We start from the raw sequence: 13903 nt of genomic DNA, 5'->3' as shown, positions 1-13903 counted from the left end.
TGGCGAATCGCGCCACTGCCGGCCCGACGGCCCGCCGGGAGGTGACGACCAGGAGGATGCCCGGTGCTCGACGCCCTTGGGATCAGCGAGTTCGACGAGCGGGTCTACCGCGCCTATCTGGCCAAGCCGGACCGGACAGCGCGGGAGATCGCCGAACACCTGGGCACGACGCCCAGCCGGATACACCACGCGGTGGCCCGGTTGGTGGAACTGGGAGTGCTGCGAAGAGAACGACACGGCGAGTACCGGCCGGTCAGCCCGCGGACCGCGTTGAGCGCACTGCTCGCCAGGCGCCGGGCCGATACCGAGGCGGCGTTCACCGCGGTGTGGGACGCGGTCGATGACCTGGCACGTGAGTACCGCGCCAACCGGCTGCAGGGGGATCCGACCGAGCTGGTGGAGGTGATCAGTGGTGAGGCGGCGGTCACCCTACGGGTGGCCGAGCTGACCCAATCGATGCGCACCCACTTCTGGGTTCTTGACCGGCCTCCGTACCTGGGCCCGTACAGCGTCGAGTTGGAGGAGACCTTCACGATGGACCTGCTGGGCCGCGGCATCGACATACGGTCCGTCTACACCCCGGAGGGGCTGGAGCAGCCCGGCCGATTCGAGCTGATCACCCGCCTGGCCAAGCTCGGCGAGCAGGCCCGGCTCCTGCCGGCCCTGCCGTTCCGGCTGCGGATCATGGACCGTCGTGTCGCGCTGGTCGCACTGATCGGAGGACAGTACGACAAAATTGCCGTCGTCCATCAGTCGGGTCTGCTCGATGCGATCCTCGAGCTCTTCGACGTCTACTGGCAGCGGGCACAACCCATCACCTCCATGGCCCCGGAGACCCCCGACCAGCCGAGCACGGACGATCTCCTGCTGCTGAGGATGTTGCAAGCGGGCTACAAGGACCAGGCGATCGCCCGGCAACTGGGGACGAGCGCGCGCACCGTGACCCGCCGCATCGCCGCGATCGCGGACCGGCTCGGCCTCGACACCCGCTTCCAGCTGGGCACCGAAGCCGCCAAGCGAGGCTGGATCTGAGTGGTCTTCAGGTGTGCGTCACGCCGTCAAGTGGGCTATGGGTCAACCGGTTGCGTAGGCCAGTGACCTGTCCGACGTCTGATGGGCCTTGATCGAACCGACGTTGACATCCTGGAGGGAAGCCCCGCTCGACCGCGGGCCCACCTGAAAGCCGGCAGCCGTCGAACTCCGCGGTGCCTTGAACGCGGGGCTCGGCCCGACCAATCGGAGGGAAGGGGTGAACTAGTGAGCAGGAAAAGGGAGTTCGACCGTAGGATGTGCCGCGACTGATCCCCGCCCCGGTTGAAGGACGTACACGACTCATGAGTGACCCTGTGACGACGCCCGAGCCGGCGGAGCAGCAGAAGATCGACACGTCGGTGCCGCACTCCGCCCGTATCTGGAACTACTGGCTGGGCGGCAAGGACAACTACCCCGTCGACGAGGCGGCCGGTGACGCGTACACCGAGGTGTTTCCCGGGATCGTCACCATCGCCCGCTCCAGCCGTGGCTTCCTGCGGCGCAACATCGCGTATCTCGTCTCCGAGGCGGGTATCCGGCAGTTCCTGGACGTCGGTACCGGCCTTCCGACCGCGCAGAACACCCATGAGGTCGCCCAGGGGCTCGCTCCCGAGGCGCGGATCGTCTACGTCGACAACGATCCGTTGGTGCTCGCCCACGCCCGTGCGCTGCTCTACTCCACCGACGAGGGCGCGACCGCCTACATCGACGCCGACGTGACGGATCCGGACCGGATTCTCGAGGTCGCCGCCGAGACGTTGGACTTCAGCCGTCCGACCGCGCTCATCCTCAGCAACATCCTGGGCCACGTCGCCGACTACGACCAGGCCCGTTCCATCGTCACCCGGCTTATGGGCGCCCTGCCCTCGGGCAGCTACCTCTCCATCAACGACGGGTCGCGGGGCATCGACCCCGTCTTCGAGCAGGCTCAGGACGCCTACAACAACAGCGGCGCCGTTCCGTACAACCTGCGCTCCGTTGATGAGATCACCGCGTTCTTCGACGGTCTTGAGCTGGTCGAGCCCGGTGTCGTCTCCGTGACGGAGTGGCGTCCGGAGCCCGGTTCGGGCGTCCCCGAGGTTGTCGCCGAGCACGGTGGACTTGCGCGTAAGCCGTAACGAGAGCCGTGACGACAGGAGTGGTGCGGCGGTCAGGCCGCCGGTAACGGGTCGGCCTTTGCGGAAGCGGTGGTGCGGTCTGCTGAGGTCCCATGGGACGGCCGGTGCTGGACGGGCCTGAGTGCCGCAATGGACTGTTCCACCACGTACAACCTTCCGGAAGGCCGCCGGTCTGAACAGACACACACCTACGCGAGCTACCGGGGGGTAGTCATGCGACGGATAGGTACTGCACTGGCGGCGATGATGCTGGCGGGCGGCGGTCTGTTGGCCGGCACGGTTCCGGCGGTGGCCGCGCCGACGGCCGTGGACTGTGGGGTGACGTGGGGAAGCCTGGACAAGTCCGGTGACTCCGTTGCCTCCAGGCGGCTGGCCGACGTGAGGGCCGGACAGCACGAGTGCTACGACCGGCTGGTCTTCGACGCTGTGGGCACGTCGGCCGACCCGATCGGCTACAGCGTCCGCTATGTCGACGTACTGCACCAGGACCCGTCCGACGTCGTGGTTCCGATCAAGGGCGGAGCCATTCTGGAGATCTCGCTGTTCGCCCCGCGCTACGACCCGGCGACCGGACAGCCTTACCCGCCGCTTCCTTCCGTCGACGTCACCGGGTACCGGACGTTCCGGGAGTTCAAGGTGACGGGTGGCTCAGAGGGATACACCCAGGCCGGACTGGGTGTCCGCGCGCGACTGCCGTTCCGGGTCTTCCAGACGGCCAACCATCTCGTGGTGGACGTGGCCCACACCTGGTGACCCCGCACGGCGGGGGTGCGTTTCCACCAGGGCCGGCAGGGAGGAGAGCCGGTCGGCTTCCGTCAGCGGTCCGGTCGCCGGGGTGGCGACGACCCGCTCGGGTGTGCTGCTGACCTTCTGAACTCCGAGCATGGTTGGAGCTCGTCGATCCCGGTGTCGTGTCGGTGACGGAGTGGCGGCCGGGGGCCGGTTCGGGCGCTCCGGAGGTCGTCGCCGAGCACGGTGGGCTTGCGCGGAAACCGTAACGGCAGGGGTGCGCGGCCAGGCGGACGGGACAGTAGCGGGTGGGCGGCGGTGTCGGTCAGGCCACCGCGCTCAGCGTGTCCGCCAGGCGGCGCCTGGCCGCGCGGGTCGCCGGGAGGGCGGACAGGGCCGCCGCGCCCAGGACCGCGGCCGTGCCGAACACGGCCAGCAGCGCCAGTGGCGGGCCTTGTGCGATGCCCGCGCCGATGCCGCTCGATCTGCCCTGCGTGTTGATCAGCCAGTGGGCGAGCGGGGCGCCCAGGGCCGTGCCCGCCAGGGCCGCTGCCAGTGCGGTGCAGGCGGTGGCCGTGACGGTGACGCCCGTGATCTGGCGCGGGGAGAGGCCGATGGCCTTGAGGGCCAGCAGGTCGCGTTCGCCCTCGCGTACCGTGCCGCCGATGGTGGTGAGGAGTTCGATCAGGCCGATCAGGGCGAGGACGGCGATCACGCCGGCCGCCACTCCCCGTAGGCGGGAGAGCCCGTCCGCCGGGTTGGTCACGGTGTGGACGTCCAGGTGGCCGTCTCCGGCTGCGGTCAACCGGCCGGCGGCCTGGCGTACGTCGGTGCCGGGGCGCAGCCGGACCTGGTAGAGGGTGGGGGAGAGGGTGGGGTCGTTCTCGCGCAGGGTGTCCAGGGACGTGGAGATGACCCGGCCGGCGTTCTCCGTCTCGATGCTGCGGCCGACGATGTGCAGGATCTGCGGCTGGTTGCTGACGGTCATCCGTACCCAGTCGCCGACGCGCACGTCCAGCAGGTCGAGCAGGCCCTGGCCGGCCACCGCCTCGTCGGCGCCGCGCGCGGGGCGGCCCTCGGCCAGGGCGTACGGGTAGGGGGCGTGGGCGGTGCCGAAGCCGCGCAGGGCGATCGTGGCCGTCTGACCGGGGACCAGTGCGGCCACCTCGACGCCCGGGTAGGCGGCGGCGACCTGTGGGTCGCGGGCCAGCAGGGCGCGGGTGTCGCGGTCGTCGAGGCCCGCGTCCGCGTGGACGGTGAGTGCGGCCGGGAGGCCGATCCGGCCGGGTTCGCTGTGGAAGCGGCTGATGGTGGTCCACGCGCTCATCGCCACGACGATGAGGAGGAGGGGGAGTGCCAGCCGTGCCACGGTGGTGAGTGAGCGTGTCCGGCGGGCGAAGGCGGTGTGCCAGCCCAGGACCAGTGCGGGGGGTACCCGCAGGCCCAGCGCGCGCCGGGCGGGGGCCGAGAGCCGCCCGCCCACCTGCGGGGTGGTGGTGCCGCCCCGGACCGACGGGAGCGGCGTCGGTACCGGTGGAACCCGTCCCGCACGCCAGGCCGCCAGTCCTGTCGTCGCGGCTATGAACAGCACCGCGCCGGCGGGGATTGCCACCAGTGTCACCGCGTGGCCGGGCAGGCCCTGCCACAGGGCGATCGCGTCGCCCAGGCGGCCGGGGAGCGTGCTGCCCAGGGATCTGGTCAGCGCGGCCGCGGTCACCGCGCCGAGGAGCGCGTACGCGATGTGCTGGAGGAGGAAGACGCGGACCACCTGGCCCGGGGTGAAGCCGATCGCCTTGAGGATGGAGATGTCGCGGAGATGGCCGCGGATCCGGGTGGTGATCGCGCCGTGCACGGCCAGGCCCGCGGCTATCAGTGCGCCCAGTCCGAACAGGCCCAGGACCTGGCCGAGCAGCCGGTTGTCGCCCTGTGCCTCGGCGCGCGCCTGCTGCCAGGTGGCGACCTCGCCGATCACGCCGGCGCCCAGGACGGTCACGGCCCGCTGCACGGCGTAGTCCGTGTCGTCGGGGTTGGTCAGGCGCACGCCGATGACCTGGCCGTTCGGGGCGTGGACGACGGATGGCGGGGCCCAGACGAGGCCGGGCTGCTCGTCCGGGTCGTAGCGCGGCTCGGCGCTGTCGGCGATGCCGAGCACGGTCACCGTCCGGGCGGTGTCGAGCAGGGTGAGCGTGTCGCCGGGCTCGGCGAGCAGGGCGCGGGCCAGATGGCTCTCCAGGACCACGCCGTCGGGGCTCGCCGGGTCGAGCCAGTGGCCGGAGGCGAGCAGCGGGCGGCCGATCGTAAGGTGCTGGGGGGTGGCGCGGAGTTCCACGGCGGCTCGGGTGCCGTGGGAGGTGAGGGTGGTGGTCTCGGTGGCGTACGGGCCGGCCTCGGACTCGACGCCGTCCAGCCCGGCGAGCTTCGACAGCTGTGCGGACCGCGCGGTATGGAGCCATACGTGCGCGCCGCGGGTCTGCTCGAAGACGCGCTGCCAGGGGTTGGTGGCGTAGCCGAACAGGGCTGTCGCAAGGAGCAGCGACAGAACGATCCCGACCGTGGCCAGCACCAGGAACAGCGCCTCGCCGCGGTGCGTGCGCAGATCGGAGTGCGCCCAGCGCAAGGTGGCCCGCATACGGCTCAGCCCCTTCGGGGAACGTCGTACGTCCGCATGTCGGCCCGTCAGTCCGTCAGTTCCAGCACGCCGGATATCCCGGTGCCGCGGGTGGGCGTGCCGTCGAGTTCCGCGTCGTCGGCTATCCGGCCGTCGAAGAAGCTGATCACCCGGTCCGCGGCGCTGGCCAGCCGGGCGTCATGGGTGACCAGCAGAATCGTCTGGCCGCGGGCGTGGAAGCGGGACAGCAGCCGCATCACCTCGCGGGTGCCCTTGCTGTCCAGGCTGCCCGCGGGTTCGTCGGCGAGGAGGAGCGGGGGATGGTTGACCAGGGCGCGGGCCAGGGCGACGCGCTGCTGTTCGCCGCCGGACAGTTCGCCGGGCAGGCTGCGGTCCTTGCCGTCGAGGCCCAGTTCGGCGAGGAGTTCCAGGCGTTTGGCGCGCGCCTGCTTCGGGGGGACCCCGGCGAGCAGCGCGGGCAGCTCCACGTTGTCGGCGACCGACAGGTTCGAGACCAGGTTGAAGAACTGGAAGACGATCCCGATCCGCTTGCGGCGTTCGACGGCCCAGCGGGCCTCGCTCCAGTCGTCCGCGCGGGTGCCGTCCAGCCAGACGCTGCCGGCGTCCGGCCGCTGCAGTCCGCCCAGCAGATGCAGCAGCGTCGACTTGCCGGCCCCGGACGGACCGGTGACCGCGACGAACTCGCCCGGCCGCAGGGAGAGGTTCACCCCGCGTACGGCCCGGGCCGGGGCGCCCTCGCCATGGTGCGTCTTGACCAGGCCCTCGGCGCGCAATACAGGAGTGACCGGGCCCTCGGCCCGCGGCGCGGGAGTGACCGGGCCCTCGGCGCGCGGTACGGGAGCGGGAGTCTCGCTCATTCCGGCTCCTCCAGTCATTCCGGTTCGTCCAGTCCTGCCAGGTCTTCGAGTTCTTCCTGGCACCGTTCCAGCCAGTCCAGGTCGGCCTGCAGGTGCAGCATCGCGCCCTCGATCAGCAGATGGGCGATCCGGTTGTCGCGGTTCTCGGCGGCGGCCAGCTTCGACAGGCTGCGCATGGTGGTCAGGTACTGCCGCCGCTGCCGGTTGATCAGGGCGATCTGGTCGGCGAGTCCGGTCCGCGGAGCGAGCGCCAGCTTCATGAAGAACTCGTCCCGCACCCGGGGCTCGTCCTCGGGTTTCTCGAACCAGGCGCGGAGTTCGTCCTGCCCGGCCTCGGTGAGGTGGTAGACCTTCTTGTTGGGCCGGCTGGACTGCTCGACGTCCTCGCCCTCGATCAGCCCCTGCTTCTCCAGACGGCCCAGGGTCACGTAGACCTGGCCGACGTTCGGCTGAGGGTACGCGGAGCCCAGCAGTTGCTCAAGGTCCTGCTTCAGCTCGTAGCCGTGGGCCGGACCGCGCGCGAGGAGTGCCAGGAGGGGCAGGCGCACGTGTGCAGTCCTCCTGTCTACCGATTGTGCTCCGCACCCTAGTATCGCCCATACCTAACAGGTATACATGGCCTCCGGCTCGGGGTGAAGGTGCCCCGTGCGGTCGCGGTGCACAGGGAGGAACCTATGCGGTGGTTGCGTGCCGCGGGTAGGGGTCTCCTTGCTCTCGTCGTGGTCATGACCGGATACATCGCCTCGGGGGCTCACCCCGGACAAGGTGGCGGTGGCCGCGGTCCGCTGACCGTGGCCACCGCCGGAGACCTCACGGGCTATCTCGGCCCGCTCCTGGAGGGCTGGAACCGCACCCACCCCGGCGAGCGGGTCACCCTCGTCGAACTCCCCGACTCCGCCGACGAGGCGCACGCGCAGATGGTCACCGACCTGCGCGGCGGCGACCGCAGCCGGTTCGACGTCCTCAACATCGACGTCGCCTGGACCTCGGAGTTCGCGGCGGCGGGCTGGATCCGGCCGCTGCCCCGCGACCGCTTCCCGCTGGGCACCTTCCTGCCGCGGGTCGTCGACACGGCGACCTACGACGGACGGCTGTACGCGGTCCCGTACGTCACCAACGCCGGTCTGCTCCTGTACCGCGCGGACATCCTCGCCAAGGAGGGGGTGCGCCCGCCGCGCACCTGGGCCGAGCTGGAGCGCGACGCGAAGACCATCGCGCCGAAGTACGGACTCGGCGGTTACGCGGGCCAGTTCCTGCCCTACGAGGGGCTCACCGTGAACGCCGCCGAGGCCGTGTACTCGGCGGGCGGCACCATCCTCGGGGACGAGGGCGCCAAGGTCACCGTCGACTCCGCGGCGGCCCGCGAGGGCATCGGGTTCCTCGCCCGCGGGGTGCGGGAGGGCTGGATTCCGAAGGTCTCGCTGACGTACACGGAGGAGGAGTCCAAGCAGGCCTTCCAGGACGGCCGTCTGCTCTTCCTGCGCAACTGGCCGTACGCGTACGTCGGCGCCTCGGCCAAGGGCTCGGCGGTCGCCGGCAAGGTCGGCGCCGTACCGCTGCCCGGGCGCGACGGGCCGGGGACCAGTGTCCTCGGCGGCTCCAACCTGGCCGTCAACACCCATGCACGGCACCCCGACTCGGCCGCGCGGCTGATCGCCTACCTCACCAGCGCGCCGGTGCAGCGCCAGGTCCTCACCCGTGGCGCGCTGCCGCCGGTGCGCGCCGCGCTGTACGACGATCCCGCGCTGATCCGGGAGTTCCCCTATCTGCCGACGCTGCGCGCCAGCGTGCAGACGGCCCGACCGCGCCCCAAGAGCCCGCGCTACGACCAGGTCAGCCTGGTGGTGCAGGCTGTCGTACACGACGCGATGACCGGGCACGAGACGCCCGCGGCGGCGGTGCGCCGGCTGGCGCGGGAACTGGCCGCCCTCTCCGGCCGGTAGGCGCGTACCGATCGGTCGCAGTCCTCTGCCGGTAGTTACCTGTTAGGTAACGCCAGGGTCTCTTCTCTGGCTTCGGTGGGCCTATATATCCGGATATGAAGTCCTAACCCGACAGTAGCTTCTGCCCTACTCGTTGACACCCTCTCGACACGTCTACTTAACATGCATGCATAACTGCTGCCCTTCGCAGAGACAGGTCAACGGGTTGAGCAACGTGTTGAACCGGCACCCTTGGTGGCGTGACGCAGTGATCTACCAGGTGTACGTCCGCAGCTTCCTGGACAGCACCGGCGACGGCATCGGCGATCTGGCCGGCGTCCGGGCCGGGCTGCCGTACCTGAAGAAGCTCGGTGTCGACGGGATCTGGCTGAGCCCCTTCTATCCCTCGCCGCAGCACGACCACGGCTACGACGTGGCCGGCTACTGCGACGTGGACCCGCTCTTCGGCGACCTCGCCGAGTTCGACCTGCTGACGGCGGCCGCCCGGCGGCTCGGCATGAAGGTGCTGCTGGACATCGTCCCCAACCACTGCTCCGACGAGCACCCGTGGTTCCGGCAGGCCCTCGCCGCCGTGCCCGGCAGCCGGGAGCGCGGTCGCTTCCACTTCGCCGACGGCCGTGGCCCCGACGGCTCCGAACCGCCCAACAACTGGCACTCCATGTTCGGCGGCCCGGCCTGGAGCCGGGTGACCGAGGCGGACGGCCGGCCCGGGCAGTGGTACCTGCACATGTTCGCGCCCGAGCAGCCCGACTGGAACTGGCGCACCCCCGAGGTCGCCGCCGAGTTCGACCAGGTGCTCCGCTTCTGGCTCGACCGGGGCGTCGACGGCTTCCGTATCGACGTCGCCGCCGGTCTCTTCAAGCACCCCGAGCTGCCCGACTCCCCGGACCCGGAGGCCGACGCCCGCACCCGCGACTCGGTCAACCCCCTTGCCTGGAACCAGCCCGAGGTGCACGACGTCTGGCGGCACTGGCGCGCGGTGTGCGAGGAGTACACGGCCCGCGACGGCCGCGAACGCCTCCTCGTCGGCGAGGTGTCGGTGCCCACCGCCCGCGACCACGCGCTGTACGTCCGCCCTGACGAACTCCACCAGGCCTTCTTCTTCGACCTGCTGAGCGCACCGTGGAACGCCGACGCCTTCCGCAAGGTCATCGGCGAGGCCATGCAGGACATCGCCGGCACCGGCTCCACGGTCACCTGGGTCCTCAACAACCACGACCAGGTCCGCACGGTCACCCGCTACGGCGAACCCACCCCCGAGGGCAGCGGGCTCGGCGCCGCCCGGGCCCGCGCCGCCGCCCTGCTGATGCTGGCGCTGCCCGGCGCCGCCTACATCTACCAGGGCGAGGAACTGGGCCTGCCCGAGGTCGTCGATCTGCCCGACGACGTGCTCACCGACCCGATCTTCCGGCGCACCGGCAGCCGGGCCCGGATCCGCGACGGCTGCCGGGTCCCGCTCCCGTGGTCCGGGCAGGCTTCCCCGTTCGGTTTCACCTCCGGCGCCGAAGGGGCCCGGCCCTGGCTGCCGCAGCCCGACTACTTCGCCGAGTACGCCACCGACCGCGCCCTCGCCGACACCCGCTCCTTCTGGCACCTGTACCGCGACGGCCTCCAACTCAGGTCCCAGCTACCGCAGTTGGGAGACGGCCCGCTGGAGTGGCTGGACACCCCGCCCGGTGTCCTCGGCTTCGCCCGCGGCGACGGCCTGGTCTGCGCCGTCAACTTCGGTACGGCACCCACCCCCGCCCCCGTCTCCGGCACCCCCCTGCTCGCCAGCGGCCCCTGCCCCGCCGGAGTACTGCCCGGCTCCACCGCCGCCTGGTGGATCAACGACCTCTGACCCCACCCCGGTTCAACTCACGCTCTCCCGAAGGAACATCAATGATGATGCGACGACGTACCACCCTGCTCACCGGCTGCACCACCCTCGTCCTCGCGCTCGGCGCCATCGCCTGCGGAGGCAGCGGCGGCCCGGTCTCGGCCGGCGGCGGCGCCAAGGCGCTCAGCGGCCAGACCGTCACCGTGGCCGGCGTCTGGTCCGGCGACGAACTGAAGAGCTTCCAGAAGGTCCTCGACGCGTTCAGCGCGAAGACCGGCGCCAAGACCCAGTTCGTGTCCACCGGCGACAACGTCTCCACCGTCATCGGCAGCAAGATCGAGGGCGGCAACGCCCCCGACGTCGTCATGGTCCCGCAGGTCGGCGTGCTCCAGCAGTTCGCCAAGAGCGGCTGGCTGAAGCCGCTGTCCAAGACCACCCAGCAGTCCGTGGACACCAACTTCGCGCAGGTCTGGAAGAACTACGGCAGCGTCGGCGGCACCCTCTACGGCCTCTACTTCAAGGCCGCCGACAAGTCCACCGTCTGGTACAGCCCCGACGCCCTCGACCAGGCCGGCGTCAAGCCGCCCACCAGCTGGGCGGAGCTGCTGAAGGACGGGCACACCGTCTCCGACTCGGGGCTCGCCGCCTTCTCCATAGGCGGCGCGGACGGCTGGACCCTCACCGACTGGTTCGAGAACATCTACCTCTCCCAGGCCGGACCCGAGAAGTACGACGCCCTCGCCGCCCACAAGCTCAAGTGGACCGACGCGTCCGTGGTCAAGGCCCTCGGCACGCTCGGCACCCTCTTCAAGGACAAGCAGCTGGTCGCGGGCGGCCAGAAGGAGGCCCTCAACACCGACTTCCCGGGCTCCGTGCAGAAGGTCTTCGGGCCCAAGCCGGAGGCCGCCATGGTCTACGAGGGCGACTTCGTCGCCGGGGTCGCCCACGACCAGTTCGGCAAGACGATCGGCACGGACGCGACGTTCTTCCCCTTCCCGGCCGTCGACGGCGGCACCGCGCCCGTGGTCAGCGGCGGTGACGCGGCGGTCGTCCTGAAGGCGGGCAAGAACGCCACGGCCGGCATGAAGCTCCTGGAGTACCTGGCCACGCCGGAGGCCGCGGCCGTCTGGGCGAAGGAGGGCGGCTTCCTGTCCGCGAACAAGAACCTGGACCTGTCCTCCTACGGCGACGACGTCACCCGCGCCATCGCCAAGTCCCTGGTGGGCGGCGGCGACTCGGTCCGCTTCGACATGTCCGACCAGGCACCCGCGGCGTTCGGCGGCACCAAGGGCGCCGGCGAGTGGAAGATCCTCCAGGACTTCCTGGCCGACCCGTCCGACCCGAAGGCGACCGCCGCACAGCTGGAGACCGCCGCGGCCAAGGCCTACAAGGGCTGACGGCCGTGACCGCGACCGTGGTCTCGGAGAAGACCAGCCCACCGTCTACCGGGCAGGCCGAACGTGCCAGACGGACCCGGCGCCGTGGGCGGATCATCGCCCTGCTCTTCGTCTTCCCGGCCCTGCTCCTGCTGGGCGCGCTGGTCGTCTACCCGGTGCTGTTCTCGATCGGCCGCAGCTTCTTCGACGCGTCCGGCACCCGGTTCGTCGGCGGCGACAACTACACCGAGATGTTCCGCGACCCGGCGACCCTCAAGGCCATCCGCAACACCGTGATCTGGGTGCTGGTGGCCCCGACCCTGCTCACCGGGCTCGGGCTGATCCTCGCCGTGCTGGTGGAGAAGGTGCGCTGGGCGACCGCCTTCAAGCTGCTGCTGTTCCTGCCGATGGCGGTGTCCTTCCTGGCCGCCGGCATCATCTTCCGGCTCGCCTACGACGAGGACCCGCACAAGGGCGTGCTCAACGCGGCCGTGGTCACCGTGCACAACGCATTCAAGGGCACCGCCGAGTACCCCACCGCCCGCGCCCGCACCGGCCAGGACCTCACGGCCGAGAAGGACGGCTCATACCGCACGGCCGCGAACCTCGGGCCCGGCGACACGGTGACGCTCGGACTGGTGGGCGTCGCACCGAAGGACCTGCCGGGCGGCGCACAGCCCGCCTACGCGGCGGCGCACCGCAGGACCGCGGCCGGTGACCTGGGCGGGGTGGTCTACCTGGACTTCACCCCGGGCGGCGGCGGCAGTCCCGGCGTGGTCGACCGCAGAGAGAGCGGGCTGCCGCGGATGAAGGTCGAGGCGGTGCGCGCCGACGGCAAGGCGGTCGCGAGCACCAGCACCGCGGCCGACGGCTCCTTCCGCTTCACGGGACTGGCGGCCGGCTCCTACCGGGTGGAACTGCCGGCCTCGAACTTCGCCCAGCCCTACCAGGGCGTCTCCTGGCTCGGACCCGCCCTCGTCACGCCCGCCATCATCGGGGCCTACCTGTGGATCTGGACCGGGTTCGCGATGGTGCTGATCGGAGCCGGGCTGGCCGCTCTGCCCCGGGACGCCCTGGAGGCCGCCCGGATGGACGGCGCCAACGAGTGGCAGATCTTCCGGCGCATCACCGTGCCGCTGCTGGCGCCGGTGCTCACCGTGGTGTTCGTGACCCTCGTCATCAACGTGATGAAGGTCTTCGATCTCGTCTACATCATCGCGCCGGGGCAGATGCAGGAGGACGCGGGCGTCCTCGCGACCCGGATGTGGCTGGTGTCCTTCGGCGGCGGCAACAACCAGGGCCTCGGCAGTGCCCTCGGCGTGCTGCTCCTGGTCCTGGTCATCCCGGCCATGGCCTTCAACGTCCGGCGCTTTAGGAGGAGTCAGCGGTGAACGCGATCAGGCGCGGCCTGGGCAACGCCGTGGTGCAGGCCTTCCTCGTGGTGGTCGGGCTGGTCTGGCTCACCCCTCTCGCCGGGCTGCTGCTGTCCTCGCTGCGGTCCTCGCAGGACTCGGCGAGCAGCGGCTGGTGGACGGCGCTCGCCAGGCCCGGGCAGCTGTCCTTCGACAACTACTCGGCGCTGCTGAAGAACTCGGGCATGACCCAGGCCTTCTGGAACACCGTGCTGATCTCGGTGCCGGCGACCACGCTGGTGGTCGTGGTGGCCGCGCTCGCCGGATACGCCTTCGCCTGGCTGGACTTCCCCGGCCGCGAGCCCGTGTTCCTGCTGGTGGTCGCCCTGTTGGTGGTACCGGTGCAGATCGGCCTGCTGCCCGTCGCCAAACTCTTCGGGCAACTGGGGCTGTTCGGCACGATTCCCGGCGTGGTGCTGTTCCACGTGGCCTACGGACTGCCGTTCGCGGTGTTCCTGCTGCGGAACTACTTCGCCGAGATGCCCAAGGAGATGCTGGAGGCCGCCCGGATGGACGGCGGCAGCGAATGGCGGATCTTCACCCGGCTGGTGCTGCCGGTGGGCCGCCCGGCGATCGCCAGCCTCGCCATCTTCCAGTTCCTGTGGGTCTGGAACGACATGCTGGTGGCGCTGCTGTTCGCGGACCCTTCCTCGCAGCCGCTCACCGTCGAACTCCAGTCACAGATCAGGCAGTTCGGCAGCAACATCGATGTGCTGGCACCGGGTGCGTTCCTGTCGCTGGTGGTGCCCGTGGCGGTGTTCTTCGCCTTCCAGCGGCACTTCGTGCAGGGCGTGATGGCGGGGTCGGTCAAATAGCCCCCGGTGTGCGGGGTGCGCGCACGCCCCGCACACCGCATACGTCAGGCCGCACAACCCGCCGGACGAGAAACGGAGTTCGGCGCCGATCGCGCTGCGCGACCACAGCGAGCAGAGCGAGCAGAGCGACCAGCCGCTGATGAAGCACATCCGGGTGACGATCGGCCGAGCCG

Annotated in this window: 11 protein-coding genes and 1 pseudogene; 9 read left to right on the top strand and 3 right to left on the bottom strand. The window is 70.6% G+C overall.

The features are described from left to right. The first annotated feature begins 63 nt into the window (after positions 1-63). From AB0N16_RS11765 to AB0N16_RS11750, 4 genes and pseudogenes are all read left to right on the top strand, one after another. Complete coding sequence (locus tag AB0N16_RS11765; RefSeq protein ID WP_365795559.1) at positions 64-1032, top strand: winged helix-turn-helix transcriptional regulator; 969 nt, start codon at positions 64-66, stop codon at positions 1030-1032. A gap of 302 nt (positions 1033-1334) precedes the next feature. Continuing rightward, positions 1335-2150, top strand: a complete 816-nt coding sequence (locus AB0N16_RS11760) for an SAM-dependent methyltransferase (protein ID WP_365795557.1) — start codon at positions 1335-1337, stop codon at positions 2148-2150. 213 nt (positions 2151-2363) lie between these two features. Beyond that, a complete protein-coding gene (locus AB0N16_RS11755; protein WP_365795555.1) occupies positions 2364-2903 on the top strand; it encodes a hypothetical protein in 540 nt (179 codons plus the stop codon). Positions 2904-3022: 119 nt separating this feature from the next. Continuing rightward, positions 3023-3148, top strand: a pseudogene (locus AB0N16_RS11750) (SAM-dependent methyltransferase); the annotation flags it as partial. Between the two features lie 56 nt (positions 3149-3204). Here the strand turns inward: AB0N16_RS11750 and AB0N16_RS11745 are convergent. From AB0N16_RS11745 to AB0N16_RS11735, 3 genes are read right to left on the bottom strand one after another with little or no spacing between them, the layout of a single operon-like run. Continuing rightward, positions 3205-5508, bottom strand: coding sequence for an FtsX-like permease family protein (locus AB0N16_RS11745; RefSeq protein WP_365795553.1), 2304 nt, complete (start codon positions 5506-5508; stop codon positions 3205-3207). A gap of 47 nt (positions 5509-5555) precedes the next feature. Then, positions 5556-6365 (bottom strand): ABC transporter ATP-binding protein, encoded by an 810-nt coding sequence (locus AB0N16_RS11740; protein ID WP_365795551.1) that lies wholly within the window; start codon positions 6363-6365, stop codon positions 5556-5558. 14 nt (positions 6366-6379) lie between these two features. Further along, positions 6380-6913, bottom strand: coding sequence for a PadR family transcriptional regulator (locus tag AB0N16_RS11735; protein ID WP_365795549.1), 534 nt, complete (start codon positions 6911-6913; stop codon positions 6380-6382). A gap of 126 nt (positions 6914-7039) precedes the next feature. Here AB0N16_RS11735 and AB0N16_RS11730 point away from each other — a divergent pair, with 126 nt between their 5' ends. The 5 genes from AB0N16_RS11730 (at position 7040) to AB0N16_RS11710 (ending at position 13730) form a co-directional block, all read left to right on the top strand. Continuing rightward, a complete protein-coding gene (locus AB0N16_RS11730; protein ID WP_365795547.1) occupies positions 7040-8308 on the top strand; it encodes an ABC transporter substrate-binding protein in 1269 nt (422 codons plus the stop codon). A gap of 166 nt (positions 8309-8474) precedes the next feature. Further along, positions 8475-10148, top strand: a complete 1674-nt coding sequence (locus AB0N16_RS11725) for a glycoside hydrolase family 13 protein (protein WP_365795545.1) — start codon at positions 8475-8477, stop codon at positions 10146-10148. A gap of 44 nt (positions 10149-10192) precedes the next feature. Beyond that, positions 10193-11524 carry an ABC transporter substrate-binding protein gene (locus AB0N16_RS11720; protein ID WP_365796187.1) on the top strand — a complete coding sequence of 444 codons (1332 nt, stop codon included), beginning with the start codon at positions 10193-10195 and terminating at the stop codon, positions 11522-11524. 5 nt (positions 11525-11529) lie between these two features. After that, the gene (locus AB0N16_RS11715; RefSeq protein WP_365795543.1) at positions 11530-12894 is read left to right on the top strand and encodes an ABC transporter permease subunit; all 1365 of its coding nucleotides are present in this window, start codon (positions 11530-11532) and stop codon (positions 12892-12894) included. Next, complete coding sequence (locus AB0N16_RS11710) at positions 12891-13730, top strand: carbohydrate ABC transporter permease (protein WP_365795541.1); 840 nt, start codon at positions 12891-12893, stop codon at positions 13728-13730. The genes AB0N16_RS11715 and AB0N16_RS11710 overlap by 4 nt, the downstream gene beginning before the upstream one ends. The last annotated feature ends 173 nt before the right edge of the window (positions 13731-13903 follow it).

It is taken from the genome of Streptomyces sp. NPDC051105 (assembly GCF_040682795.1).
Lineage (GTDB): Bacteria > Actinomycetota > Actinomycetes > Streptomycetales > Streptomycetaceae > Streptomyces.
The sequence above is the reverse complement of the archived record's forward strand: the minus strand, read 5'-3'. Positions and strand labels throughout refer to the sequence as shown.

What these genes read in the sequence shown, in the direction of transcription:
- AB0N16_RS11720 (WP_365796187.1), top strand. Translation starts at nt 10,193, where the DNA reads ATGATGCGACGACGTACCACCCTGCTCACCGGCTGCACCACCCTCGTC.
- AB0N16_RS11755 (WP_365795555.1), top strand. Translation starts at nt 2,364, where the DNA reads ATGCGACGGATAGGTACTGCACTGGCGGCGATGATGCTGGCGGGCGGC.
- AB0N16_RS11745 (WP_365795553.1), bottom strand. Translation starts at nt 5,508, where the DNA reads ATGCGGGCCACCTTGCGCTGGGCGCACTCCGATCTGCGCACGCACCGC.
- AB0N16_RS11725 (WP_365795545.1), top strand. Translation starts at nt 8,475, where the DNA reads ATGCATAACTGCTGCCCTTCGCAGAGACAGGTCAACGGGTTGAGCAAC.
- AB0N16_RS11740 (WP_365795551.1), bottom strand. Translation starts at nt 6,365, where the DNA reads ATGAGCGAGACTCCCGCTCCCGTACCGCGCGCCGAGGGCCCGGTCACT.
- AB0N16_RS11730 (WP_365795547.1), top strand. Translation starts at nt 7,040, where the DNA reads ATGCGGTGGTTGCGTGCCGCGGGTAGGGGTCTCCTTGCTCTCGTCGTG.
- AB0N16_RS11760 (WP_365795557.1), top strand. Translation starts at nt 1,335, where the DNA reads ATGAGTGACCCTGTGACGACGCCCGAGCCGGCGGAGCAGCAGAAGATC.